Origin of the sequence: Pantoea sp. ACRSC (assembly GCF_022346785.1) — a bacterium.
GTDB lineage: Bacteria > Pseudomonadota > Gammaproteobacteria > Enterobacterales > Enterobacteriaceae > Pantoea > Pantoea alvi.
This window is the reverse complement of the sequence record NZ_JAKRNN010000027.1, coordinates 19,504-44,748: the sequence shown is the minus strand read 5'-3', so window position 1 is coordinate 44,748 and position 25,245 is coordinate 19,504. Positions and strand designations below refer to the sequence as shown.

The following is a 25,245-nucleotide window of genomic DNA, read 5'->3' as shown; positions in this document are numbered from 1 at the left end:
TCTGCAGAAAATGCAGGGGAAGAGTGCTGCAGAATCAGCGTAGCGTTGTCATTTTAGCGTACAGAAAACAACCACCTGGCCGCAGTTGGCTTTATATAATGCCCATTATAGAAAGCCAGCATGCTAAAGAATCGTTTTACTGAAAGGATCGCTGGCGGACGCCAGACGCAACGCGTCCGGCGTCCGGTTTGGTTACGCCGTTGTCTTACGGTTGGTCAACAGGGCTTTTACCGTTTCGGCCGCGCGCTTGCCTGCCAGGAAAGCGTGATCCGAATTGTAATACTCCCATTCGCTGTAGCGCCCGGACAGATGAATACCCTGCGCCGCCAGCCAGTTGCGAATCAGCGCAACGTTCGCTTTGCGCTGATGATCGTAAACCACATAGGCATAGGGCATATCCACCTCGCTGGCGGTCAGGATAACGTCATCCTCACGAATAATGCCGACGCGAATACAGTCATCAATGCAGCGCTGGATTAGCGCGTCGCCTTCATACGGCAGCGGCTGATCGGCCCGCCAGGTGATCTCGCAGGTCAGGCCAAAACCGCCTGGGGGATTGCACTCCGGGCTGGCGTTGCCCTGCAGGAAAATGCGGTGGAACAGGGTATCGCCAGGATAGTAGATCCAGTGCTTGTCGCTGAGATTAGCGCGGCCGATGCCGAGGTTGACGCAGCGCACCGAAACGTGACGCAGCATCGAGGCGGCTTTCTGCACCGCCTGCGGCGCGCGGTTACCCATCAGACGCACCAGCTCGGGCAGCGGCAGGGTGCTGATCATCTGATCGTATTGGTAATGACGGCCATCTTTAAGGATCACGCTGCGGCTTTGCGGCTGGATATCAACGATCTCCGACTCGGTCTCCAGCACGCAGTTAAGATGCGGCAGGAAGCCATTCATCAGCGCCTGAAAACCACCGCGCTTAGGGTAGCCGAAGCGGGCGTTAGGGCCGACCGGCTTATCCAGCGGTGCCAGCGCGCCGGAGATGATCTGCTGAAGATCGGGCAGCGGAACGCGCCCGCCAAGCCAGGAGGTTTCCATATCGGCGAGCGGCGTTTTCCACAGTTTGCGATTATAGGGAACGGCAAAATGATGCGCGATGCCGCGACCCCAGGTGCGGAAGATAAAGTTTTCAAAATCCTCTTCCGCCTCATCCGCGCCGGCAGGTTCCGTCGCCTCGGCGCCCAGCACGCCATCGGCGCAGCAGTCGCGGCACTCGGTATTCGCTGCCGAACGCACCGCGCTCAGCGGCGCCGCCTCCTGGGCACCCGTGACACCGTAACGGGCCTCGATGGCGCCCAGCACGCATTCGCCAATCACCTCAGCCGGAAGTCCATGCAGCGCCGACTGGAAAGGATAGCGGGTAAAAACGTCGTGGCTGTAGACCCAGGCTTCGCGGTTCTGCCAGTGCAGATTATCCCCCAGCAGTTTGTCGTAAAGCTGAAGCACGTAGGGATCGTTAGAGAACATAATGTGGCCGGCATAGTCGAAGGTGAATCCTTTATCTGTAATAGAGCGGCACCAGCCGCCGGGCGTCTCGTTTTTCTCCAGCACCACTGCACCTTCACCATAGTGGTAGCCTGCACTCAGGCCGGTCGGTCCCGCGCCCAGAATCAGGCACTCGACCGGACGCAAGGTGACCGCATGCACGCCGTCGGTGGTTTCCGGCACCTGCGCGGCAGCAACCGGCTGAACCACGTTATCGCGCAGCCTGACAATCTGCGCCTGCATCTGCTCAGCGGTGCGATCCCACGAGGTTTCGGCGATGATCGCCGCCATCTGCGCCGCCTGCTGGCGGCGCGCCTCATCGCTCAGCCCCAACGCGGCTTCGCAGGCAAGGATAAAGCCCTGCGGGGTATCGGCGATGCTCACCACCTCGCTATAGTGGCGCACCACATCCGGCACCGCGGTGCTGACGATCGGCAGCTGCGCCGCCATATACTCCAGCACCTTGGTCGGGCTGATAAAGCGGGTCGAGGCGTTCAGCGCGAACGGCATCAAACAGACGTCCCATCCGGCCAGGAAATGGGGCAGCGCTTCATAGGGCTGCTGACCAAACCAGTGCAGATTGGGCCGCTGCGGCAGGGTGAGCGGATCGATCTTCACTACCGGGCCGACCATAACGATTTGCCAGTCGGGATGCGCATCGGCGAGCGCAGCGATCAGCGCGATATCCATTCGCTCGTCAATCACGCCGTAGTAGCCCAGACGCGGGCCAGGAAGATTTTCCTGCAGCGGATGACCGTTGCTGCGATCGAGCGCCTGCTCGAAGTGCGCGGCGTCAACGCTGCTGGCAAAACAGTGTACGTTCTGGTGGCGAGACTTTTTCGCTTCATAGAGGCTGGTGCCGCCGGTAAAGACCACATCGGCACGGGTCAGCAGGGCGGACTCGCGCTGCTGCAGCTGGCGCGGCGCCATCTGAAAGGCGGATAGCTCATCCATACAGTCATAGATAATTGCGCTGGGGTTGAAGCTGGCCAGCAGCGGCAGCGCCATCGGGGTATAGAACCACACCAGCGGCTGCTCGTCGCTATCCAGCAGCGTGGCGAGCAGGGGCTGGAGCACCGCAATCTGGCTGTCATGGAAGCCCGGCGCATCGACGTCGGTATGCGGCTCGATTACGGTGACGTTGGGTGCGGGGGAATGCTGTCGCAAACCCGCCTCGCCGGGCTGGTAAACCGGTTCCTCAATGAACAGCACGCGATGGTGCTGGGCCAGACGCGACAGTAAATGCTGCGGACGTTGAAAGACGAAACCCCAGCGAAGATGACTAAAAACCACCAAAACGGACTGTTTCATAGAGGACTCCTGTAGCTCGCTGGCCGGCGACAATAGCGCGTGAAACCGGTGCAGCGAACGTTGTGATTGCCGCAATGCTGCGGCGGTAGGCTGATGTAGCTGACGGGTAAAATCAGGGGCGACATCCCAGAGTCCGCTGCGCGGCCAGTGATCTGTCTCTTCCCAGAGCGGGCTTTCTATAATGGGGTAAATACAGACGCCCAGGATTTCGCAGCCGTCCAGCTGCGCCTGCGCAATCTGTGCGGTGATATGCTTCATCCAGGCAGGCCGCCCGCTGCCGACATGGCTGGTTTCCGCCAGCAGTATCGGACGCTGATAGCGCTGCGCTAAATTGAGCAGCATCTTATGCAGCGGCATCCTTCGCCTGTCGCCCAGATGCCAGTCAAGGCGCTGGTTGGAGTTAGTCTCCCACTGATTGGCGTGATAGTAGTTGGCGCCAATAATGTCGAGATAGCGCGCCGCGCCCCCCAGTTCCGGCTCACGCGCGCCGGCCAGCATATCCCAGGCGTGAAACTGCGCGTCGTTAAGTTCGGCGGTGCGCTGGTAACAGGCCTCGCTCTCTTCATCGGGAACCAGGTGAATAAGGGGATCGCAATGAAGAAAACGCGCCCTGGGATCGGCCAGCCAGATGGCGTCGCACCCCGCGATGGTCGCGCGCACCAGCTGGCGCTTGATGGCGTCAGGGTCCGCCTCGCGGTGGTTGCCGAATAGCCCAACCGAAAGGCCCCAGCTAAAAAAAGAGATCTCATTCATCGGCGAATAGATCGGAGAGCTGCGATACCAGGGCGCCAGGAAAGCGGCGATGCGCTGGCAAAAGGCGGCAAAGCGCGGGACAAAGGTCTCTGAAAAGAGATCGATATCTTCTGGCCAGCCGTAGTGACAGAAGGTCCAGTTAATCTGAATGCCCAGCTCATGCGCCGCCTGCATTTTGGCCCGCAGCGTAGCGAAAGTTCGTTCCGGATCCGCTTCCGCCTGGCGCCAGCCGATGCTCTCGCGCACCGTGCGGATGCCAAAATGCTGTAGAGCGAGATAGTCGCTGCGAAACTGCGTCTGATGGTCGGTCAGAGCATCCATGACCAGGCGCTGGCCTGCCGTATTGATATGATCGGCACCTTCGTACCCCGCCTGCCAGAAGCCAGAAAAAGGCAGCATCAATCCCTCCCGTAAATTATCAGGATTAAAAAAGACCCCTGCTATTGCTTGCGCAGATCGATCCCCGGCATAGCAATCAGGATGGAAAAGCTAAAGAAAACAGCGTTGCTGTCGTGAATTCCGTGTCCGGAAAAGAGAGACGGTGCGCGACCGGCCACACCTGGCCGAAGTAAAAGCGTTATCCCGCACGCAGAGAAGAGTCGATAAACATTATTAGTTTCAGTGAGCAATCACTGCTGATCGAAGTATAACCTCACTCGGCTTTCTCACAACTATCTGAAGGAAAAGAAAAAAGCCAAGCGGTAGAGCGGTGAGTCAGCGAGAAGAGAAAAAGCGGCAGAAGCGTCTGGCAAAGGAGGACCTGCGCGAAAAGGCCCGCGCCGCGTCGGCTCTGCCTCGGTGCCTGCGGTTTAGCGCCAGGCATCTGCAGAGCCGCAGGCGCTAAACCACCGACTGACACTGGCGGCAAAAATGGTGGTCGCTGTTGCCGAGTACGCGACGCAGGAAATCCTGCGTGCGTGCCTCCTGCGGCCGCAGCAGAATTTCCTGCGCCGGTCCCTGCTCAACAATCTGCCCGCTGTGGAGAAAACAGACGCGATCGGCTACCTCACGGGCGAACTGCATCTCATGGGTAACCACAATCATCGTCATGCCTTCCTGCGCCAGATTGCGCATCACCTGCAGCACTTCACCAACCAGTTCGGGATCGAGCGCGGAAGTGGGCTCGTCGAACAGAATCGCTTTCGGCTGCAGTGCCAGCGTGCGCGCGATCGCCACGCGCTGCTGCTGACCGCCGGAAAGCTGTCCAGGCCAGGCGTTAATTTTGTCTGCCAGCCCAACCAGCGCCAGCAGGGATTTGGCGCGCTTTTCCGCCTGGGCGCGCGACTCGCCGTTAACGTGAACGGGGCCTTCCATCACGTTTTCCAGCACGCTGCGGTGTGGGAAAAGGTTGAAACGCTGAAACACCATGCCGATCTGGCGACGAAGATCGTTAATGCTTTTATGTCGGCTGTCTACCCGCTGGTCCAGTACGCGTATTTCGCCGCCTTCATAGCTCTCCAGCCCGTTAATGCAGCGCAAAATGGTCGACTTACCGGAGCCGGACGGGCCGATCAGGCAGACCACTTCGCCGGCGCTCACGGAAAAACTGACGCCTTTCAGCACCTCCACGCGGCCAAATTTTTTATGTACCTCATCGATCTCAATCATCTCAGGCTCCTTTAATCTGGCGTTTCTCCAGCCGTTTGGTCAGGGCCATCAGCGGCATGCACAGCAGCAGATACAGCACCGCCACCAGCGTATAGACCGTGGTGTTGTCAAAGGTCGACGCGGCGATCAGCTGGCCCTGCCGGGTCATTTCCGTTACGGCAATGGTCGAGGCGAGGGCGGAATCTTTTAGCATCATCACCAGCGTATTGCTGTAGGGCGGCAGCGCGACGTGAAACGCCTGCGGCAGGATGACGCGGCGCATCGCTTTGAGAAAGCCCATTCCCATTGAGCGCGCCGCTTCAAGCTGACCGCGATCGACGGACTCAATACCGGCACGAAATATTTCGGCGATATAGGTGGAGAAGCAAAAAGCGATACCGATCACGCTGGCCTGAAAAGAAGTCAGGGTGATACCAATATCGGGAAAGACAAAATAGATATAAAACAGCACCACAATCATCGGCAGGCCGCGGGTAATATTTATCACCGTCGCCACCGGCCAGGAAATAATTTTCCACGGGCACATCTTTGCCGCGGCAAATATCAGCCCCAGCGGCGTACTGATCGCCAGCGACAGCAGCGTAATGGATATCGTCATTTCAGCCCCTTTTAGCAAAAAGGGCAGGTAGGTATGAATGCTGCTCCAGTCCATATCAGGCTCCTGAACGTGCTGCACACGGGTATCGGGGCAACGGCAATTCATTATAATGAATATCTTTACCCACCAGGCGCTGTCAATAATTACCCGCTTCTGTAAGATAGCGAATTGTTATTACCGCGATAAGAAACAGCTATAGATAGGGGAATAAATTAAATCAACGGCTTTTTTGACAATGTGTGAGGCGCCACGTTTTCACAAAATAAAACGTTGACAGCGGCAGCATAAATTTCATTATAGTGAAAAAGACGTTCGCCCTTTCGCTACTGAACCAGGAGTGAGTTATGTCTGTCGTCCGCAAAATAAGCCTGCTGAATCTCTCTATAGCCATGGGCGTGACCGCCCTGGTCAGCCTGAATGCCCAGGCCGCCGCCTTAACGGCGGGATCGCCGCCCTCCAGCGCACCAACCACCTTCCTGAACACCCAAAGTGGGAAAATCGAAGGCTTTATGCCGGACGTCGCGGCGGAGGTGGCCAGGCGTCAGCATCTGGAGGTCAATTTTACCGCCGTGCCTTTCTCAACGCTGATCCAGTCGGTTATCGCCGGTAAGATCGATATGATCGTCGCCGGTATGACGCCGACACCGGAGCGCGCGAAGCGAATCGGGTTTTCGCAGCCGGTCACAGCCTTTGGCGCGGGGCTGGTGGTGCGCGACGACAACCAGAAAAAATATCACTCCTGGCAGGATTTAAAAGGCGACGTGGTGGGCACCATGGCCGGCACCGATTATACCCAAAGCCTGATGCAGAGCGGCATCGCCAAAGAGGTGAAAGTCTATGACAGCCCGGCGGATATGACGCGCGATCTCTCGCTAGGCCGCATTGCGGCCGGGATGAATGACTATCCCATTTTAAAAGCGCAGGCTAAAGCGGGCGGGCTGAAAGGCATGCACGTTGTGGAAGGCTATCAGCCTGAGCATGTTTCTCCGATGGCGTTCGGCGTGAAGAAAGGTAACGATAAACTGCTGGCGGAGATCGACAGCGCCTTAACCGCCATGAAACAGGACGGCACGCTTCAGACCATCAAGGACAAATGGGGCATGCCCTGACTTAATCCAGGCCGACCTGCAGGCGCGGCGGCATAAAAGAGCATGAGATGAAAAACGCATCGCAACCCAGAGCGGAGCCAGGGGCCGCCGAAACGGATATTGGATCGCGGCTGAAAAGCCTGCGTAAGGCGCGCAATCTGACCATTACCGAACTGGCGCTGCTGGCGAACGTGTCAGCCGGGGCCATCAGCCAGATTGAACGCAACCTGACAAACCCTACCGTGCGGGTGCTTGAACAGCTCCGGCTGGTGCTGAAAGTGCCGCTGACGGCTTTTCTGGAGGAGAGCGCCGCATCGCTGCGCGGCGCCGAGCACTATGTGCGCCGCAGCGCGGAGCGGCCGCGCTTTAACGTCGGCAAACGCGGCATCGCCAAAGAGATGCTGTCGCCTTCGGGCGATCACGATATGCAGTTTATGCTCATCGACATTCCTCCCGGCGTGCGCTCCGACGAAATGCTGATTGGCCAGGGCGAAAAGGCGGGGCTGGTGGTCGAAGGCGAGCTGACGCTGGAGATCAATGGCGATGCCGCGCGCCTGATGACCGGCGACAGCTTTCAGTTTAAGAGCCATCTGCCGCATAACATTTTCAACCATACGGAGCGCGACGCCAGAGTGTTGTGGATCATGCATATTCCGCCTGAAAAGCATCTCTGAACGCCCTGAATTAATAAGGTTTCTCTATGCGCATCAAAATCAATGCTGTCACAGACAGCCCGACCTTTCCCGAGCAGGTCGATGTGGTGGTGATCGGCGGCGGCATTATCGGCACCTCCGTCGCCTATGAGCTGGCGAAGCAGGGCGTTTCGGTCGCGCTGTTTGAAAAAGGTGTTATCGGCGGCGAGCAGTCGGGGCGCAACTGGGGCTGGGTGAGACAACAAAACCGCGACCTCTACGAACTGCCGCTGGCGATGCGCAGCCTGCAGCGCTGGGAAGAGCTGGGCAACGAAATCGGCCTGGATCTCGGCTTTCGCCGCAGCGGTATCCTCTACGGCACGCAGAACGAGGCGGACGTGGCGCGCTGGGAGAAGTGGGGCAAACAGGCGAAGCAGATCGGTTTCGTCAGCCATCTGCTGTCGCCGAAAGAGGTATACGAGCGGCTGGGAGAGCAGGCGCGCTGGGCCGGCGGCATCTGGTCACCGACCGACGGTCGAGCCGAGCCGTCGCTGGCGGCGGCCGCTATCGCCGTCGGCGCACAAAAGCTGGGCGCCTCGCTTCACCAGCGCTGCGCGGTACGCGGGCTGGATATCAGCGCGGGCCGCGTCTCCGGCGTCTGGACAGAACGCGGCCGCGTGCGCGCCAGCCAGGTGATCTGCTGCGGCGGCGCATGGAGCTCGCGCTTCTGCAAGCAGTACGGTATCGACCTGCCCAGCGCCAATATTCTCGGCACCGCGTTTAAAACCACGGCGGCGCCGGAAGTGATTCAGGGCTGTCTGAGCATGCCCGAGCTTTGTATCCGCCGCCGGCTGGACGGCAGCTACACCGTGGCGATCCCCGGCCGCGGCCAGCTCGATCTCGCGCCGCAGAATATCCGCTATGCGACGAAGTTCTATCCGATGTACCGCAGTAAGATCGCCAAAAAGCTCAAGCTGAGGCTGAACGGCTCCTTTTTTAACGGGCCGGAGGCGGCGGGATCCTGGTCGAACAATGGGGTGTCGCCGTTTGAGAAGATCCGCGTGCTGGACCCGAAGCCCGATCGGCAGATTCTGAACGAAGCGCTGGGCATTCTGGTGAAGGCCTTTCCTGCGCTGGAGGGGATTAAAATCGATCACGCCTGGGGCGGCTGGATTGATACCACGCCAGATCTGGTGCCGGTTATCGATGAGATGACGCGCGTGCCCGGCCTGTTTGTCGCATCAGGCTTTAGCGGACATGGTTTCGGTATCGGCCCTGGCGCGGGCCTGCTCTGCGCGCAGCTGATGACAAATCGTCAGCGCTTTACCGATATCGCGCCGTACCGCCTGGCGCGCTTCGATAAAGGCAATGCGATCCGCGAGCCGCAGATGATGTAACGGCAAAAGCCCGCCGAAGCGGGCTTTTACGTTTAAGCCCGTCGCGGTTCGCCGCGCACCGGCGTTTCGCCCGCGACAAAGTAGCTTGCCGTCGAGGCGGGAAGCGGCTGGCGACCGCGAATATTGTCGGCAATTTTCTCGCCGATCATAATAGTGGTCGCATTCAGGTTGCCGGTAATAATCAGCGGCATAATCGACGCATCCACCACGCGCAGTCCCTGCATGCCATGCACGCGGCCTTCACCATCGACCACCGCCATCTCGTCGCTGCCCATTTTACAGGTGCCGCACGGATGGTAGGCCGTTTCGGCGTGGTTGCGCACGAACTCATCCAGCTGCTCGTCGGTTTCGCACTCTACGCCGGGGCTGATTTCGCGACCGCGGAACTTGTCCAGCGCCGGCTGGTTAATTATCTGGCGCGTAATGCGGATAGCGTCGCGGAACTCGTGCCAGTCCTGCTCGCTGGCCATATAGTTAAACAGGATCGCCGGATGGCGGCGCGGATCGCGCGATTTAATGCGCACATGGCCGCGGCTCGGCGAACGCATCGAGCCAACGTGACACTGGAAGCCGTGCGCGTTGACCGCGTTTGAACCGTTGTAGTTAATCGCCACCGGCAGGAAGTGATACTGAATATTCGGCCAGGCGAACTCTTCGCGGCTGCGGATAAAGCCGCCCGCCTCAAAGTGGTTGCTGGCGCCGATACCGGTGCCGTTAAACATCCACTCCGCGCCAATCTTCGGCTGGTTCCACCATTTCAGGGCCGGGTAGAGCGACACCGGCTCTTTGCACTCGTACTGCAGATACATCTCCAGATGATCCTGAAGGTTCTCGCCGACGCCCGGCAGGTCATGCACCACGGGAATATCGAATGACTTCAGCAGGCTGGCCGCGCCGACGCCGGAGCGCTGCAGAATCTGCGGCGAGGCGATGGCGCCCGCGCAGAGCAGCACTTCGCGCCGCGCATGCACCTTGTGCGACGTGTTGCTGGCACCGAGCAGATACTGCACGCCGACGGCGCGCTTGCCGTCGAACAGAATGCGATCGGTAATGGCATGGGTAATAATTTTCAGGTTCGGACGGTTTTTCGCCCGATCGAGATAGCCCCGCGCGGTGCTGGAGCGGCGTCCCTGCGGCGTGACGGTGCGATCCATCGGGCCGAAGCCCTCCTGCTGATAACCGTTCAAATCCTCGGTGCGCGGATAGCCCGCCTCGACGCCTGCCTCAATCATTGCGGCGAACAGCGGATTATTGCCTGCCTTCGGCGTCGCCACGCAGACCGGACCGTCGCCGCCGTGATACTCATTCGGCCCGATGTCGCGCGTTTCCGCCTTACGGTAGTAGGGCAGGCAGTTGAGATAGGACCAGGACTCCAGGCCCGGCGCCTGCGCCCAGCCGTCGAGATCCATCGCGTTGGCGCGGATATAGCACATGCCGTTGATCAGCGATGAGCCGCCCAGTCCTTTACCGCGTCCGCACTCCATGCGGCGGTTGTTCATATGGGGTTCTGGCTCGGTTTCATACGCCCAGTTATAGCGTTTTCCCTGCAAAGGGTAGGCAAGCGCCGCAGGCATCTGCGTGCGAAAATCCATACGGTAATCTGGGCCGCCCGCTTCCAGCAGCAGAACGTTGACGTCGCTGTCTTCGGTCAGTCGGGTAGCCAAAACGTTCCCTGCGGATCCGGCTCCGATAATGATGTAATCAAATTCCATTAGTCGCTCCTCAGGTTGATGCATTAATTAAAATACCGACTGAAAACGGTCGAGCTCGACCTGTACGGATTTCACCTGGGTATAATTTTGCAGGGTCATCAGGCCATTTTCGCGGCCAATGCCCGAGTGCTTGTAACCCCCGACAGGCATCTCCGCCGCCGATTCACCCCAGGTGTTAATCCAGCAAATACCGGCTTCAATCTGGTGGATAACGCGATGCGCGCGGTTAAGATCCTGCGTGACCAGACCCGCGGCCAGGCCATATTCTGTGGCGTTGGCGCGGCGTACCACTTCGTCTTCGCTCTCATAGCTCAGAATCGACATCACCGGCCCGAAGATCTCTTCGCGTACGAGAGTCATCTCATCGCGGCAGTCGGTGAACACCGTCGGCTCTACCCAGGCGCCCTTATCAAACGCGTCCCCCTGCATCCGCTTGCCGCCGCACAGCAGGCGCGCGCCTTCGGCGATACCGGTTTCGATATAGCGCATCACGTTGTCGCGGTGGGCAAAGCTCACCAGCGGGCCGAAGTTGGTAGCGGGATCGTTGAGGTCGCCGGCGCGAATGCGGGCGACGCGCGCCACAATTTTTTCTTCAAACGCAGCCTTCAGGCTGGCCGGAACAAAGACGCGGGTGCCGTTGGTGCAGACCTGACCGGAACTGTAGAAGTTGGCCATCATGGCGATATCTGCGGCGAGGTCGAGATCGGCATCGTCAAAGACAATCAGCGGCGACTTACCGCCCAGCTCCATGGTGACCTCTTTCAGGGTCGAACCCGCCGCGTTGGCCATCACTTTTTTACCGCTGGCGACGCCACCGGTGAAAGAGACTTTATCGATGCCGGGATGCTCGGTCAGCAGCTGGCCGGTTACCGCGCCGCTGCCCGGCAGCACATTAAACACGCCGTCCGGCACGCCCGCTTCGCTATAGATCTCCGCCAGCTTCAGCGCGGTAAGCGGCGTAACTTCACTCGGCTTGAAGATCATCGCATTGCCCGCCGCCAGCGCCGGGGCAGATTTCCACAGGGCGATTTGAATCGGGTAGTTCCACGCGCCGATACCCGCTACCACACCGAGCGGCTCGCGGCGCGTGTAGACAAAAGAGGTATCGCGCAGCGGGATCTGCTGGCCCTCCAGCGCCGGGATCAGGCCCGCATAGTACTCCAGCACGTCCGCGCCGGTGACGATATCCACGCTGGCGGTTTCGCTCAGCGGTTTGCCGGTGTCCAGCGTTTCCAGCGCGGCCAGTTCGTCGTTGCGCTCGCGCAAGATATCTACCGCGCGGCGCAGAATGCGCGAGCGCTGCATCGCGGTCATTGCCGCCCAGACCTTCTGGCCTTTGCGCGCGGCAGCAACGGCGCGGTCAACGTCAGCGCGGCCCGCCTCATGCACCTTCGCCAGCACGTCGCCGTTAGCGGGATTGATGGTGTCAAAGGTGTCGCCAGCCGCTGCCGGGACGTAAGCGCCATCAATATAGAGGTGCTGCTCTGCGAATCGGGACATGGTTCCTCCTTTATCAGGGATGGGTGTTGCCAGCGAGCTGCTGGCGTATGAACTGGGTCGTTAACGAGCGAGCCAGCTGAAAATCAAAGGGTTTGCCGCCCAGCGCCGCGCGCAGCCAGAGGCCGTCGATCAGCGCCGCCAGCCCGTAAGCGGCGGTGCGCGCCGCCTCGCGCGGCAGCTCGCGGCGGAACTCTGCGGCCAGCGCGGAGAAGAGGCGGCTGCTGCTGACGCGCTCCAGCCGGTTGAGCTGGGGCTGATGCATGCTGCTCGACCAGAAATCGAGCCAGGCCTTCATCGCCGCCTTATGCAGCTGGCTCTCATCGAAGTTGCCCTCGACGATGGCACAGAGACGCGCCTCGGTACTGGCGTCCGCCAGCGGCCTGAGCCTGATCGCCACCGCGTCGCGCAGCTGTCGCGTGATGTCGCGCATGGTGGCTTCCAGCAGGCCGTTCTTGTCTTTGAAGTAGTGGCTGATGATGCCGGTCGAGACGCCTGCGCGCCGCGCAATCTGCGCGATGGTGGCGTCGTTAATCCCGACTTCGTTAATGGTTTCCAGAGTTGCATCAATCAGCTGCCGACGTCGTATCGGCTGCATTCCTACCTTTGGCATGACAAGCGCTCCGCCCCTAAACAAGTCCACTATTAGAACTTTTATTGATTGAACGTTCAATATAAAAAAGAAAGTTGTTAGGATGTTGTGCCTTGATTGTTGCTAAGCACCGCTGCGCTTAGCCGTCAGGGAATAAAAATAAAGGACGTCCATCGCAATCAGGGGTTTGTATAACGTACTGAAATAGATACTAAAACAGAGGTAATTGATGATTAATCCACCTGCAAGTGAAAAAGACAGAATCAATCCTGTGGTGTTCTACACCTCAGCCGGACTGATTCTGACATTTTCACTGGTGACGATTCTCTTCAGCGAGCAGGCCGGGGCATGGATTCAGGCGGCAGTGAACTGGGTATCGTCTACGTTTGGCTGGTATTACATGCTGGCCGCGACGCTTTACATCGTATTCGTGCTGTTTATGGCCTGTTCCCGCTTTGGCGCGATTAAGCTGGGGCCGGAGCAGTCCAAGCCGGAGTTCAGCCTGCTGAGCTGGTCGGCGATGCTGTTTGCCGCCGGTATCGGCATCGACCTGATGTTTTTCTCGGTGGCGGAGCCGGTGACGCAGTATATGCAGCCGCCGGAAGGCGCGGGTCAGACCCTGGAAGCGGCGCGACAGGCGATGGTCTGGACGCTATTCCACTATGGCCTGACCGGCTGGTCGATGTATGCGCTGATGGGCATTGCGCTGGGCTACTTCAGCTACCGCTACAACCTGCCGCTCACCATCCGCTCGGCGCTCTATCCTATCTTCGGCAAGCGTATTAACGGCCCCATCGGCCATACCGTTGATATCGCGGCGGTGGTAGGCACCATTTTCGGCATCGCCACTACGCTCGGCATCGGCGTAGTACAGCTGAACTACGGGCTGAACGTGCTGTTTGATATTCCGGAAGGGCTGGCGGCGCAGACCGCGCTTATCGTGCTGTCGGTGGTGATCGCCACGATTTCGGTAACGTCCGGCGTCGACAAGGGGATCCGTATCCTTTCCGAGCTAAACGTGGCGCTGGCGCTTGGCCTGATCCTGTTTGTGCTCTTTTTCGGCAAAACCGATTTCCTGCTTAACGCGCTGGTGCTGAACGTCGGGGACTATATCAACCGCTTTATGGGCATGACGCTTAACACTTTCGCCTTCGACCGTCCGACGCAGTGGATGAACAGCTGGACGCTGTTCTTCTGGGCCTGGTGGGTCGCCTGGTCGCCGTTCGTGGGTCTCTTCCTCGCGCGTATTTCCCGTGGCCGTACTATCCGCGAGTTTGTGCTGGGCACGCTGATTATTCCCTTTACCTTTACGCTGCTGTGGCTGTCGATATTCGGCAACGCCGCGCTCTATGAGATCCTGCACGGCAACAGCGGCTTTGCGCAGGAGGTGATGGCTCACGCGGAGCGCGGCTTCTATCTGCTGCTGGAGCAGTATCCCGCCTTTAAGCTGAGCGCCTCGGTCGCCACCATTACCGGTATGCTGTTCTACGTCACGTCGGCGGACTCCGGCTCGCTGGTGCTGGGCAACTTCACCTCAAAACTCAAGGATATCAACAGCGATGCGCCGAACTGGCTGCGCATCTTCTGGTCGGTAGCGATTGGCGTGCTGACGCTGAGCATGCTGATGACCAACGGTATCTCCGCGCTGCAAAACACCACGGTGATCATGGGTCTGCCGTTCAGCTTTGTAATCTTCTTTGTAATGGCAGGGCTTTATAAATCCCTGAAGGTGGAAGATTACCGCCGCGCCAGCGCCAGCCGCGATACCGCGCCCTATCTGGCGACCAGCAGCGACCGGCTGAGCTGGAAGAAACGTCTGTCGCGGCTGATGAACTATCCCGGCTCGCGCTACACCCAGCAGATGATGGATAGCGTGATCTTCCCGGCGATGCAGGAGGTGGCGAAAGAGCTGGAGCTGCGCGGCGGCCGCGTGACGCTGGCGCGCCATGAGGCAGAAGAGAGCGCCCTGGGGTATATCGATTTGCGCGTCAACCTGGGTGAGGAGCAGGACTTTGTCTATCAGGTTTGGCCGCAGCAGTACTCGGTGCCGGGCTTTACCTACCGCGCGCGCAGCGGCAAATCGACCTACTACCGGCTGGAAACCTTTCTGCTGGAGGGTAGCCAGGGCAACGACCTGACGGACTACAGCAAAGAGCAGGTGATTATCGACATTCTCGATCAGTACGAGCGTCACCTGAACTTTATCCATCTGCACCGTGAAGCGCCGGGCAACAATATCACCTTCCCGAGCCTGTAATTGTGAAACGGGCCAGCCTGGCTGGCCCGCTGTCAGTTGCACAGCCGATCGCTGCGCCAGCGGTCATAGTAGATATGTTCTGCCTGGAAATCCGCTGCGCCCGCCTTGCCGGTCAGTCGCAGCGCCAGCTGCAGCGCGAAGTCAAAAGCGACGCCCAGCCCTCTGCCGCTGAGCAGATTGCCATCCTCCACCACATCCGCCATAACATACTCGCCATCCTCATAGTGCATCCAGAGTTCGCCCGAGCAGGTGTAGCGGCGTCCTTTCAGCAGACCGTTGCCCGCCAGCACGCGCGCCGCCGCAGAACAGAGGGGCGCAATGATCTTCTCCGCCTCGTCGTGGCGGCGGATAAAGGCGCTGACCGCCGGGCTGGCGGCCAGATTCATCGTGCCCTCCGGGCCGCCGGGAATGATCACCGCATCGAACATTTCATGCTGGCTCTCTTCCAGTAGCCGATCAGCCAGCGTCACCACGCCGTGATAGCTGACAACCTGATTGTGGGGATGACAGGCGAGGGTAGTGACCTTTATCCCCAGTCGGCTAAGGATATCGAGGGTAATAAATGCTTCGGCTTCTTCAAAACCGGTGGCCAGCAAAAGTGCAGCTTTCTTTGACATCGTCTCTCCTTGCATCTGTCAGTGGATAAAGGATATAAAAATAAAACAGCGTTTCATTTATATCCTGGTTAGCCGGTAATTGACAGTCGCGCAGGGAGAGATCCTGTGGCAGAGCGTTGGGGCGCGCTATTTGCCGCGTTCGCTGTAGGGCACACCGCCGCGCGCTTTATCGCTGGCTTTGGTTTCGACGACCGACACCACCACCAGATCGCGCTCCACGCCGAAACTCTCTACTACGGCGTCGGTGATCTTGACCATCAGGTTCTTTTTTTGCTCGGCTGAGCGGCCTTCTACGGCATAAACCACAATCTCAGGCATGCGGGTATCTCCTTTTTGATGAATAAAGAGTGGGGCGCAGCCGTGTCATGTTCAGCTGCGGTTCGCTGGCTTCTTTTTGCTTCTGTCCCAGCGGAGAGACCCATACTCCTTTTGGGAATGAAGAGATGCAAAGAAGATTGAAGGCTATTTGTTAAGCGCATCACACTATTAGCGCATTTCTGTCGGCGAACAGGGCGCTGGTTCTAAGCAGCTATTTTACGAAAACGGCGGGATTAAGGGGCAGCAGGTCAGGGCGGGCGGCCCGATGACCTGCGCTAAGTATAAGGGGCGGTTGCGTGTCGCGTCCGGCTTATCCCGTCAGCTAAGGCGCACGCCTGCGAAAGCCACTGCAGGTCGATCATATGGCTGAACGGATGCTCTCTGCCAAAAGAACGCATTCTTCCTCCTCTCACGGCCTCACCCATACTGACCCCACCCTGAATGCGGGCAACTATCCTGACCTGACAGCGGCCGTGACGACTGGCTGACTGGCGTGCAGGCAAGGTGAGAAGAGCTACCGTCGATGCGGGCCGTAGCCCGTTATTAGCCTGGGGCGATATTTGTTTAAAAGGTCACGCTGGTCTTAAACTCTCCAACCCATGCATCCTGCGTTTCCCTTAATCCTCCTGGGCGGTGCCAGTATTGAATGCCTGGCTGAAGCTCAAGCCAGCTTACCGGACGGAAACGATAATAAAGCTCTGCATTAACAGCATGCCCTGGAATGGGATGATAAAAGGCATGGCTGTATTCATTAATCCCGGAAAGCACGTTTTTGGCGCGTTGATTACGGCTGTAATGATGGCTGATATCGGTATAACTGACGCCAAGCCCAATCCAGTCTTCCGGTCTGGCATCAAATAGTCCCCGGTAGCGTAAAGAGGCTGCGGTGACCAGATGTAAAAAGTTGCTGCGACGATCGCTTACGCCAATATTCCAGCCCAGGCTCATGCCGCGGCTGGCATCATTCTCTTTACGGGTGATTTGCTGGTTGGCGCTTGCCCACATAAACCAGGTGCGATTATAGGGCTTATAGCCTTCAGGATCGGTTAATCCTTCCTTTTTCGACTTTCCACTATAGAGGTCGTACTGGACAGCATTTGTGAATTGCGTCCCGACACTATAAATGCCGGGCAGGGCGTTGATAGTGGTCTTCCATTCCAGCTCTATCGGCAGTATAAAACCTTTGCTGCCTTTTGTTGAACCGCTCCATGCATGGCTGCGCTCGGTGGCACGAGGATTTTGCTCGAAAATACCGGTTTTGAAGGTAACGTCTGGCGTAATTTTATAATCCAGCGTGGTGCCCCACGTATGGATGTTCCAGTTGCTCCAGAAAAAAGAGTTAGCTGATTTTCCTCCGCATAGCGTCAACAACTGAAAATCGCAGGGTGTGGTCTGATCGAATGTCTGCACCTTATTCATCATGCCGATTCGCCATTGCAGACGGCGATCGTCAAAAGAGCGGCTAAAGGTAAGCCAGCCAAGACGCGTAACTGATCCTGTGCCATGGCTTTCCTGAGCGGAGTCAACCATATTGACTCTCATATCCTGAATACGTCTGGTTGTTAAATTATCATCGTGGTTTCGGTTAACAATATTGCCTTCTATTTTGGCATCAGGAATCCCCGTAAATTGTTCCAGATCCTGAACAAAGGTTAGCGCAAACTGGTCGATATAAGCCAGATGCTCACGCCGATCGTAACCGCCAGCAACATTATAGGCGAATTCATTCAGGTAATTGAGGTTATAATTAAACCCAAGTTCCTGAAGTAACGGACGAATGCCTGCCATGTCGCCGGCTAAACCCGCTCCCGGGGGCTCAAAACCTAATACGATGCCATTCCATTCGCTATTTTCCGCGTGAAGCTGTGCGCCCGGTATAAAGAGCGCGGCAAGAAAGGTAACGCGCAAAGAGAGTCTTTTCTTCATTTTTTATCTCATCGTTAAGTTATATAACCGACTAACATTTCCTCTGGCTAACGCAGTGACGCGTTAAATTAAAAACAAAAAAACCTAAACCTTCTTGCTTCAGGTTAAGAAAGCGAGAAGGTTTAGGTTTTGCCTTTTTAAAAGTAGCAATCCTTTACGGGCCAATCATTGTTAAATCCTGCTGCGCTGGCAACAGGAATTAACAGGTTAATTTATTAATGTGAATCAGATCGGAGTTTTATAAGAGTTTGCCGTTGAATTATAATATTTTCAAATCAAATGATTAACTTTTTATTGATTTCCTGTCTAATAAATTCTTTAGCGTTGCCATTTACATTAAATAGTAATTTAATGGCGAATAATCACAGCCAACGCAACTACGCATAATACATCTTATGTTAAATAGAATATCAGCCGCAGCAAACAGAGATCTCTCAGACAGCCTTTTTCTCCCTCCTCTTCTCTGGTGACTCGAACCTTTCTGTCTGCCGTGCTCTCTGTCAGTAAAAGCGCCGACCGCGGTCGGCGCTTGATCAGATATCAACCTTCGCCGTGCCCGTTACGGCCGTCCGTAATAACCATCCCAGTATGTCGCGGTGGCGCTCTCCAGCAAAATCTGACTCTGTTCCTTCGGACGGTCAGCGCTGTAAACCTGCGAAACTATGTGGCTGGTCTGCGCCTCTGGTCTGAAAGGTCCCGTCGGACATTCGCTAAATGCTTTAACGCGCTGTTCAGCCTGCACCTGCGTCAGGCTGTTTGCCCGGTCTTTTTTACCCTGATCGTAAAACTGCCGCAGAAACGTCGTCATCCAGCGGTAATTATCCGCCCGGAGCGGACGCGTATTGGGATCGAAGTGAATGCTGGAGAGTTTCGCAACGGCATGGCTGGCGTTGCGTTCGGCGCTGCTTTGCTGTCCGGCACAGGCCGTCAGCAGCAGCGAAGCGGCAAGCATGGTGCAAAAATACCATCTGAATAGTTTCATTTTCATATCCTTATGTCATTAACGCAGCCAAACTATATCGCTGCGCTGCGCTGCGGGTGCGGCAAACCGCTGGCTGATTTATACGCGCCAGAATTGAGCCACATGTTAAATCGCGCTTCAGTCCTTTGCGTTCAGGTTTCTGCTTTTGCACGCTATCAGGCAAGGTTCAAAGTCCGGCAAGTCCGGTTCGCGAAAGATGACAAAAGAGAGCGGCTATAGAAATAACCTGAGGAGTCAGGCCAGGACGAGCAGGAAGCGAGCACAGGATTCGCCCGCCACCTGCTGCAAAGCCGCATGGATATGCAGCCGATAATAAGGGTTACTGGCCTGACTGAAGACGCTCTGCAGCAGGCCTGTCGCTACAATAGCCCGCGCTATCCGCTGAACGTTGGCAACATATCGAGCCAGCTCAGCGTCCAGGCCAGAATATTCAGTACGCCAAAGGTTATAACTGCCATCGCCGCAAGGGATCCTCGCGCCCCTGCTCTTTCCTGTTTAGCGAAGCGTCTCCGCGCTTTGATATAGAGTAAGGCGGGGACAATGACCGCCCAGAGCGTAGCGAAAAGACCGGCAAAGCCGATAGCGGCGAGGAAGCCGTCGGGAAACCATAGTGAGGCGGCCAGGGCGGGTAAAAAGGTCAGCAAAGCCACCTTAAAGCGCGCCAGCGGCGTATCGCCCAGCTTCAGGCGGTCAGCGATAAAGTCAAACAGACCAGCCGTTACCCCTAAAAACGAGGCGATCACCGCGAAATGGGAAAACAGCGTCATCATAAAGTTCAGCGCGCCGACATGCAGCCGATCGCGTAAGGCGGCGAGCAGCGCGGCGATATCCCCGCCAGCTGCCACCACGGCGGGAAACGAGGCGCGCGGCAGATTGCCCATGGTACCGGTAATCCAGAACAGATAGATAACCAGTGACATCAGCGTGCCAACCACCAGCGCGCGCCTGACCTGCTTCTGCTCGCCGCCATAGTAGCTTATCAGGCCGGTAATATTGCCGTGATAGCCGAACGAGGCGAGGCAGAATGGCAGGACGCCAAACGCATAGGGCCAGTAGCCGCCCTCGCCGCTTCCCGCGTCGGCAAGCGTAAGCAGATTGACCTGCGTGAGCAGGCCACCAAAGACCGTCACCAGCAGCAAAAGTTTGGCCAGCACGCAAAAGGTCATGATCCTGCTGACCCCCTTTGTCCCCAGCCAGACGACGATGGCGACGCACAGCGTCAGCAGCACCTTCGCGCCCGCGGTAGAGACAGGCAAACCGGCGCTATTGAGCGAGTGCTGATAGACCGGCCCGCTGGCCGAAATATAGGCGTAGGTCAGAATGCCCAGTACAAAAAGGATGCTCAGGCCGTTTAGCGCAGCCCACCGGCGCCCTAACAGCGAGCGGGTTAAGGTATCGTAGCCGGCACCGAGCGGAAAATAGCGGCTTGCCTGCTGGAACATCAGCCCCGACAGCAGCATACATCCCCAGCTAACCAGCAGTATCAGCAGCGACCAGCCGAACCAGGCGCCGGCCATCACCACAGGCAGCGTAAACATCCCTGCGCCTACCACCGTCCCGCAGATAATCATCGCGCCCCACCATACTGAAGGCTGACGCTGGGTTAATGCTATTTCTGTCATTACATGTTCCGATAAAAAAATATTAAGCCTGCACCAGGCGAGCGACCGCCAGAGCATAACGCATTAGCTGGCGATTCTCTCCTGGCAGACCATCCACAGAAAGACCAATAGAGAGTTCACCTGCTCTGCCCACCGGTAAAGTCAGGCTGGGCGCGCCGGCACTGCTGGCGAGATCCGTATTGCGCACCAGTTTTTCAAAAACAACAGGATTAAGCGCTTCCGTCAGGCGCGGCACGGCACAGCTCACGGTTGGGTAAAGTAAAACATCAAGCTGATGTTCAGAAAACATCTCTTGCCAGGCGGTGCGCACATCGCCTGTGGTGCACAGGCCGGCCAGATAGTCATCCCAGGAAACGCTGCACTGCTGCAGCTGCCGTTGAAGAAGATTACGTACTTGGGCATCGCTCAGCTGGTCCAGAATCGACTGGAATCGCCATTCGAGCCCTTCACCGAGCAGAAAGCGCGGGAAATCGATAAAAAATTCATAAAACGGAACGGCAAACTGCACTGACGCATTCAATTCGCCAAGATGGCTGTCATCAATGGTGACGACTTCCACCCCCTGCTCCTCAAGCCTGGCGACAGCTTCCCTGCACCGCTTCTCTACCGCGCTATCCAGCCCCTGCCATAAAAAGCCTGCAGGAATACCCACGCGGCGCGGCATCACCGGCTCAACCGGCGTTTCGTCCATAAGGGCGGCATCAAGCAGCACGATATCGGAGACGCCGGGTGCAATAAAGCCTGGCGTATCCCGGGTGTGAGAAACAGGCACAATGCCAGCAGAGGAGTAGCGCCCGGTGGTCGGCCGGAATCCTGACAGGCCACACAGAGAGGCCGGGATACGCACCGATCCCCCGGTATCGGTTCCCACGGCGAAAGCGCAGGCACCCGCTGCGACAGCCGCCGCGCAGCCCCCACTGCTGCCACCAGCAAGATGACCGGGATGAGCCGGATTGCCTACCGTGCCCCAGGTGCCATTACATGAAGTCACGCCAAACGATAATTCATGCATATTATTTTTGCCGCACAGCACTGCACCCTGCTCAATTAAGCGCGCAACGACGGGGGCATCTTTTTCAGGAAGGAAATCAGCCAGTCCCGGCGTACCCGCTGTGGTCGCGAATCCGCTAGCGTTGATATTGTCTTTACAGGAAAAAGGCAGCCCAAAAAGCGGTGCGGACGTGGACTTCGCAGGTGGGATTTCACCATTCAAACGCTGCGCATCATAAGCAATAAATGCATTAAGCGACAGCGTTTCACGGTAGCGTTCATATCGATAGTGATGATTTTCTTTTAGTCCTGCCGGGTGACGATTCAAGGCCACCTCGGCAGCCAAAGAGCAAGGGCGTTTAGTCAGCATGAACGTGTCGCTCTCAGTAGTGAAAATGGCGCGCCATAGCGTGCAGCGGATTACGGGGTATCAACGTCCCCCCCAGACTAGCGATAGCGGCGCAGGCCGCATTGATCCCCGTCTGTACGGCCCCTTCCGCCCAACCTCCGGTAAAGGAACAGCTGCATCCTGCGAGGTATATCCCTTTATCGGTGTCAGCACTAGCCGCGCTCTGGAACTGGAAAAAAAGCGCTTCTGAATAACGGTCGTCACCCGGATAGTTCAGTTTGAACGCCCCCATCGCGAGAGGATGAGTAAGCCAGTCATACTCCAGAATAAATTTGGGATCGTTATCCATAGGAACAAGGTGGCGGGCAAACTCTGGCGCGGTCTGGCTCAGCTCCTCTACCAGCCTTGACAGGCGTGCCTGTTTATCTTTAAGCGTGACCAGCTTGTGCGAATCATCTTCCCACGTATAGCTGATCAGTACGACGCCGTGCCCCTCAGGATCCTCTGGCTGGTAGTCAAGGCAGTAGACCCCTTTTGCGAGCGTATCGGTGAGAATGGTGTGCGGCAGCGTCTCTTTCAGCCAAAACTTCTCTCTGGTGAGCAAGAAAAGTTTCGATGAACCGATAAGATGCGTCTCATTTATCGCTCGCGAGACCTCTGGCGACAGCCACTGCGGGCGCTGAGAGAGCTTCAGAGCGATCTGCATCGCACGCGTTGATACCGTAACAATGACCCGGTCAAACGGGGTAGCGCCGCCCTCGGCGGTCACCACGTCGAACCGCTTATCATCACGCTCCTCGATGGCGGTAACTTTTTGATACAGGATGCGGTCTGACAGCATCTGACCGGCGATACGCTCCTCGCCCATGCGGTTAGTGAGCGTGGCAATACCTGCGGGCACCAGCCGCTGATCCTCTTCCAGGCCATTGACCACCAGCCGCATGATCTCCATGAAGGCCGCACGGAAAACGGGCTGAAAACCACCGGAACCAATGCCAAGCGATCCAAACAGGGCAAAATCGGTGGGTTTAAGCCAGGGCTCTCCGCCGGGCGGGTTTTTGCCGGTGAAAATGCGTACCAGCGCAGAGTAAAAACAGCTGTCGCTAAACACATCCAGATAACATTGCCATGCCTCTTTTGCGTCCGCGAGCCTTCCCGCTTTCAGCGCCTGCGTGATAGAGGCTGGCGCAACCAGCACCCTGCCGTTATCCAGGGTAACGCCCTCTTTTATAAAGGCGCGCCATCCGCGATCGACTTTCTGAAACAGCGCTGGCGGCGGCTCGCCGGCACGCCAGGCAAATGCCTCTCCCTGGTAGTGGATTTCGGTATCGACAATGCCAGGATCGGGAAAAACCGAAGCGGTATCGATAGCGAAATGGTTTAAATAGTGAAATAGCCCAACCTCTGTGGGAGGAAAGCGCATAGCGCCCATTTCAGCAATATAGTGCGGCATTGAAGGATCAAAGCGCTGGCTGAGCAGGCGTCCACCATAGCCGCCCTGCTCAGCTTCAAACAGCGTGACGTGGCGGATCCCCGCCCGAAGCAACTCACGCGCGGCGATTAACCCGCTTAAGCCAGCACCGATAATTGCGACGCGAGGCGCGCGCTCACGCTCTGGACACTGGCCAATACCCCCCAGCGACGCCGCTCGCGCAAGAAAATCACCGTAATCAAACAGCGTATCAATATAGGGAAAAGCCTGCGCCGCCCCGTTTTCATGTGATGGAGATGTCATAGGTGTTCTCAGATGATTAACTGCAGGCTGTCGAGAGGGCGTTCAAGATTGAGCAAAATCGTTTTGCGCGCAGCGATTAGCCATTGCCCTTCCACCAGACGAAACGCATGCTCAATGCGGGCAGCATAGTGCCACTCTTGCTCCCCGCGGCTTTCGCTGTAGATAAGCCGGGTGACGGCTGTCGCATTTGCCTCGCCTTCACGCCAGGCAATTACCGGCCGCTGCAGCAGGTGCTGGCTGCGGCTTTTAGGCTGCTGAGAAAAATTACGTGCGCTGCGCAGGCGATTAACGCGCAGCTGCGTGACAAAACGATCTTCATAAAGCAGCGATGACTCGGTTAACGGATCGGGCTGGCCGTGGCGCAGGGGCATCCACCAAGTGTAATCCTCAGAGAGAAGCGCCATCCATGCATCGTAATGTTGCTCGTCCAGCAGCTCAGCTTCGTAATAGATCAGGTCGGTCAGCGCGTTATAAACACCTTCAGGAGACATGTTTCCCCTCCAGCATATGCTGCCACATGGCATAGAAGTTTCTCATTGCAATCTCACTGGTTCCTGAGGTGACGGTTGTTCTGTTCCACTGTTCATCCGCCTGATAGAGGCGGGCGATATTGACCCACTCACTCCCCTGGCTTTGCAGCCCCTCCGTCGCGCGTTCATACATCTCTACATCGTCATGCGCCACCATCGAACAGGGCGAATTGATCAGGTTATTGTATTGAACGGTTCGTTCCAGCATCTGTTGCGGTGCGCCAACCAGCTCCAGAATCCAGGATTCCACCAGCGTCTCGCTGGCTGAGACGGGACGAATAATACGGAGCGTTTGTATCGGGCCTTTCACCATCAGGTTGGGAAAGTAGACGGTATTGTGGCGGGTATCATCGAGGATTTGCCGTGCCCGCGTTTCGCCATAGCTTTCAACCATGCTTTCCCAGTAACCGGGGATAGCGGAATAATCTTTATGGATTGAATTACGCGTTCCTGTATGTCCATGCCCGTTTGGCCAGGTGCGAATCCCCATTTCAGCGAAGAAGGCGTGCGACGACATAAACGGAGAAAAGAGCTCCACCGCCATCGGTTGTTCAGCCTGCCGCTCTGACTGCGCCCAGAGATTAACGGCTTCACCTGCTGAAGACTCATGCGCCACCATTGGATGACAAGTGTCAGTCTGATTGTCCATCACCATTTTCCAGTTGCAGCGATGGCGATGGCGCAACGGCGCGCCGACTACCCGCAGCTGGCCAGCGGGAGAGCGATCGACCATATTGTCCAGAGTGGAAAGCGAATCGCCGTAAAATTCCTCAAAGGAGAGGCCGTGCTGACTCAGACGCACAAAAATGAAATCGCGGTAAACCACAACATTTTCGACTCGTGCCATGCCGTGGCCCGCTTCACACGCGGCGATCACGCAGGGATCGTATTCATTTTTCACCGGAATGCTCAGCAGTTCACCTGACGGCTTAAAGGTCCATGCATGGTAAGGGCAGCGTAGAAACCGACCGCAATTGCCTGAGGATTCCGCTAATACCTTGACGCCTTTGTGCGGGCAACGGTTAAACAGAACGGTGATATCCCCTGCTTTTTGACGAATAGCGACCAGGGGCTGAGCAGCAAGCTCAACGGTGACATAGTCCCCCGCAGCGGGGAGCTGGCTGGCGTGGCACAGATAAAGCCAGCTTTGTGCAAAGACCGTTTTTTGTTCAGTGAGAAAAAGCGTCTGATCAAGGTAGGCGGATTTATGAATTTCGCTGCCGCGAAAAAGGGTATTGGGGTTCAT

19 protein-coding genes are annotated in these 25,245 nt (G+C 57.2%); 4 read left to right on the top strand and 15 right to left on the bottom strand.

Translation table 11 applies throughout. From position 1 onward, the window contains the following. Positions 1-192: 192 nt before the first annotated feature. From MHZ97_RS19920 to MHZ97_RS19910, 3 genes are all read right to left on the bottom strand, one after another. Positions 193-3,948: an NAD(P)-binding protein gene (locus MHZ97_RS19920; RefSeq protein WP_239315131.1), complete on the bottom strand. Its 3,756-nt coding sequence runs from the start codon at positions 3,946-3,948 to the stop codon at positions 193-195. A gap of 441 nt (positions 3,949-4,389) precedes the next feature. Next, on the bottom strand, positions 4,390-5,157 hold the full coding sequence (locus tag MHZ97_RS19915) for an amino acid ABC transporter ATP-binding protein (protein WP_103796477.1): 768 nt from the start codon (positions 5,155-5,157) through the stop codon (positions 4,390-4,392). A gap of 1 nt (position 5,158) precedes the next feature. Further along, the gene (locus MHZ97_RS19910; RefSeq protein ID WP_103796476.1) at positions 5,159-5,809 is read right to left on the bottom strand and encodes an amino acid ABC transporter permease; all 651 of its coding nucleotides are present in this window, start codon (positions 5,807-5,809) and stop codon (positions 5,159-5,161) included. A 290-nt stretch (positions 5,810-6,099) separates the two neighbouring features. Here MHZ97_RS19910 and MHZ97_RS19905 point away from each other — a divergent pair, with 290 nt between their 5' ends. From MHZ97_RS19905 to MHZ97_RS19895, 3 genes are read left to right on the top strand one after another with little or no spacing between them, the layout of a single operon-like run. After that, positions 6,100-6,864, top strand: coding sequence for an ABC transporter substrate-binding protein (locus MHZ97_RS19905; RefSeq protein ID WP_239315132.1), 765 nt, complete (start codon positions 6,100-6,102; stop codon positions 6,862-6,864). 47 nt (positions 6,865-6,911) lie between these two features. Further along, positions 6,912-7,517, top strand: a complete 606-nt coding sequence (locus tag MHZ97_RS19900) for a cupin domain-containing protein (RefSeq protein ID WP_103796475.1) — start codon at positions 6,912-6,914, stop codon at positions 7,515-7,517. A 26-nt stretch (positions 7,518-7,543) separates the two neighbouring features. After that, positions 7,544-8,872 (top strand): FAD-binding oxidoreductase, encoded by a 1,329-nt coding sequence (locus MHZ97_RS19895; protein WP_239315133.1) that lies wholly within the window; start codon positions 7,544-7,546, stop codon positions 8,870-8,872. 32 nt (positions 8,873-8,904) lie between these two features. Here MHZ97_RS19895 and betA read toward each other — a convergent pair whose 3' ends face one another. From betA to betI, 3 genes are read right to left on the bottom strand one after another with little or no spacing between them, the layout of a single operon-like run. Further along, positions 8,905-10,584: a choline dehydrogenase gene (betA, locus tag MHZ97_RS19890; RefSeq protein WP_103796473.1), complete on the bottom strand. Its 1,680-nt coding sequence runs from the start codon at positions 10,582-10,584 to the stop codon at positions 8,905-8,907. Positions 10,585-10,611: 27 nt separating this feature from the next. Beyond that, entirely contained in the window at positions 10,612-12,084 is a 1,473-nt protein-coding gene (betB, locus tag MHZ97_RS19885; RefSeq protein ID WP_239315134.1) for a betaine-aldehyde dehydrogenase, read from the bottom strand. Between the two features lie 13 nt (positions 12,085-12,097). Further along, positions 12,098-12,694 (bottom strand): transcriptional regulator BetI, encoded by a 597-nt coding sequence (betI, locus tag MHZ97_RS19880; RefSeq protein ID WP_103796471.1) that lies wholly within the window; start codon positions 12,692-12,694, stop codon positions 12,098-12,100. A gap of 208 nt (positions 12,695-12,902) precedes the next feature. Here betI and MHZ97_RS19875 point away from each other — a divergent pair, with 208 nt between their 5' ends. Next, positions 12,903-14,930: a choline transporter gene (locus MHZ97_RS19875; RefSeq protein ID WP_103796470.1), complete on the top strand. Its 2,028-nt coding sequence runs from the start codon at positions 12,903-12,905 to the stop codon at positions 14,928-14,930. A 32-nt stretch (positions 14,931-14,962) separates the two neighbouring features. On the opposite strand, the gene MHZ97_RS19870 is transcribed toward MHZ97_RS19875, so the two are convergent. From MHZ97_RS19870 to MHZ97_RS19830, 9 genes are all read right to left on the bottom strand, one after another. Continuing rightward, positions 14,963-15,547 (bottom strand): DJ-1/PfpI family protein, encoded by a 585-nt coding sequence (locus MHZ97_RS19870; RefSeq protein ID WP_103796469.1) that lies wholly within the window; start codon positions 15,545-15,547, stop codon positions 14,963-14,965. A gap of 126 nt (positions 15,548-15,673) precedes the next feature. Next, on the bottom strand, positions 15,674-15,865 hold the full coding sequence (locus tag MHZ97_RS19865) for a tautomerase family protein (protein ID WP_103796468.1): 192 nt from the start codon (positions 15,863-15,865) through the stop codon (positions 15,674-15,676). Between the two features lie 564 nt (positions 15,866-16,429). Continuing rightward, positions 16,430-17,791: a carbohydrate porin gene (locus tag MHZ97_RS19860; RefSeq protein ID WP_239315135.1), complete on the bottom strand. Its 1,362-nt coding sequence runs from the start codon at positions 17,789-17,791 to the stop codon at positions 16,430-16,432. A gap of 559 nt (positions 17,792-18,350) precedes the next feature. Further along, entirely contained in the window at positions 18,351-18,773 is a 423-nt protein-coding gene (locus MHZ97_RS19855; RefSeq protein ID WP_239315136.1) for an Exc2 family lipoprotein, read from the bottom strand. 374 nt (positions 18,774-19,147) lie between these two features. Next, positions 19,148-20,395: an aromatic amino acid transporter gene (locus MHZ97_RS19850; RefSeq protein WP_239315137.1), complete on the bottom strand. Its 1,248-nt coding sequence runs from the start codon at positions 20,393-20,395 to the stop codon at positions 19,148-19,150. Between the two features lie 22 nt (positions 20,396-20,417). Further along, a complete protein-coding gene (locus MHZ97_RS19845) occupies positions 20,418-21,755 on the bottom strand; it encodes an amidase family protein (RefSeq protein WP_239315138.1) in 1,338 nt (445 codons plus the stop codon). 13 nt (positions 21,756-21,768) lie between these two features. After that, complete coding sequence (locus tag MHZ97_RS19840) at positions 21,769-23,469, bottom strand: NAD(P)/FAD-dependent oxidoreductase (RefSeq protein ID WP_239315139.1); 1,701 nt, start codon at positions 23,467-23,469, stop codon at positions 21,769-21,771. An 8-nt stretch (positions 23,470-23,477) separates the two neighbouring features. Further along, positions 23,478-23,960: an aromatic-ring-hydroxylating dioxygenase subunit beta gene (locus MHZ97_RS19835; RefSeq protein ID WP_239315140.1), complete on the bottom strand. Its 483-nt coding sequence runs from the start codon at positions 23,958-23,960 to the stop codon at positions 23,478-23,480. After that, the gene (locus MHZ97_RS19830; RefSeq protein WP_103796461.1) at positions 23,950-25,245 is read right to left on the bottom strand and encodes an aromatic ring-hydroxylating dioxygenase subunit alpha; all 1,296 of its coding nucleotides are present in this window, start codon (positions 25,243-25,245) and stop codon (positions 23,950-23,952) included. Before MHZ97_RS19830 ends, MHZ97_RS19835 begins: the two co-directional genes overlap by 11 nt.

Excerpts from the sequence above, each read along its gene's own strand:
- MHZ97_RS19920 (WP_239315131.1), bottom strand. The coding sequence starts at position 3,948 with ATGCTGCCTTTTTCTGGCTTCTGGCAGGCGGGGTACGAAGGTGCCGAT.
- MHZ97_RS19915 (WP_103796477.1), bottom strand. The coding sequence starts at position 5,157 with ATGATTGAGATCGATGAGGTACATAAAAAATTTGGCCGCGTGGAGGTG.
- MHZ97_RS19910 (WP_103796476.1), bottom strand. The coding sequence starts at position 5,809 with ATGGACTGGAGCAGCATTCATACCTACCTGCCCTTTTTGCTAAAAGGG.
- MHZ97_RS19905 (WP_239315132.1), top strand. The coding sequence starts at position 6,100 with ATGTCTGTCGTCCGCAAAATAAGCCTGCTGAATCTCTCTATAGCCATG.
- MHZ97_RS19900 (WP_103796475.1), top strand. The coding sequence starts at position 6,912 with ATGAAAAACGCATCGCAACCCAGAGCGGAGCCAGGGGCCGCCGAAACG.
- MHZ97_RS19895 (WP_239315133.1), top strand. The coding sequence starts at position 7,544 with ATGCGCATCAAAATCAATGCTGTCACAGACAGCCCGACCTTTCCCGAG.
- betA (WP_103796473.1), bottom strand. The coding sequence starts at position 10,584 with ATGGAATTTGATTACATCATTATCGGAGCCGGATCCGCAGGGAACGTT.
- betB (WP_239315134.1), bottom strand. The coding sequence starts at position 12,084 with ATGTCCCGATTCGCAGAGCAGCACCTCTATATTGATGGCGCTTACGTC.
- betI (WP_103796471.1), bottom strand. The coding sequence starts at position 12,694 with ATGCCAAAGGTAGGAATGCAGCCGATACGACGTCGGCAGCTGATTGAT.
- MHZ97_RS19875 (WP_103796470.1), top strand. The coding sequence starts at position 12,903 with ATGATTAATCCACCTGCAAGTGAAAAAGACAGAATCAATCCTGTGGTG.
- MHZ97_RS19870 (WP_103796469.1), bottom strand. The coding sequence starts at position 15,547 with ATGTCAAAGAAAGCTGCACTTTTGCTGGCCACCGGTTTTGAAGAAGCC.
- MHZ97_RS19865 (WP_103796468.1), bottom strand. The coding sequence starts at position 15,865 with ATGCCTGAGATTGTGGTTTATGCCGTAGAAGGCCGCTCAGCCGAGCAA.
- MHZ97_RS19860 (WP_239315135.1), bottom strand. The coding sequence starts at position 17,791 with ATGAAGAAAAGACTCTCTTTGCGCGTTACCTTTCTTGCCGCGCTCTTT.
- MHZ97_RS19855 (WP_239315136.1), bottom strand. The coding sequence starts at position 18,773 with ATGAAACTATTCAGATGGTATTTTTGCACCATGCTTGCCGCTTCGCTG.
- MHZ97_RS19850 (WP_239315137.1), bottom strand. The coding sequence starts at position 20,395 with ATGACAGAAATAGCATTAACCCAGCGTCAGCCTTCAGTATGGTGGGGC.
- MHZ97_RS19845 (WP_239315138.1), bottom strand. The coding sequence starts at position 21,755 with ATGCTGACTAAACGCCCTTGCTCTTTGGCTGCCGAGGTGGCCTTGAAT.
- MHZ97_RS19840 (WP_239315139.1), bottom strand. The coding sequence starts at position 23,469 with ATGACATCTCCATCACATGAAAACGGGGCGGCGCAGGCTTTTCCCTAT.
- MHZ97_RS19835 (WP_239315140.1), bottom strand. The coding sequence starts at position 23,960 with ATGTCTCCTGAAGGTGTTTATAACGCGCTGACCGACCTGATCTATTAC.
- MHZ97_RS19830 (WP_103796461.1), bottom strand. The coding sequence starts at position 25,245 with ATGAACCCCAATACCCTTTTTCGCGGCAGCGAAATTCATAAATCCGCC.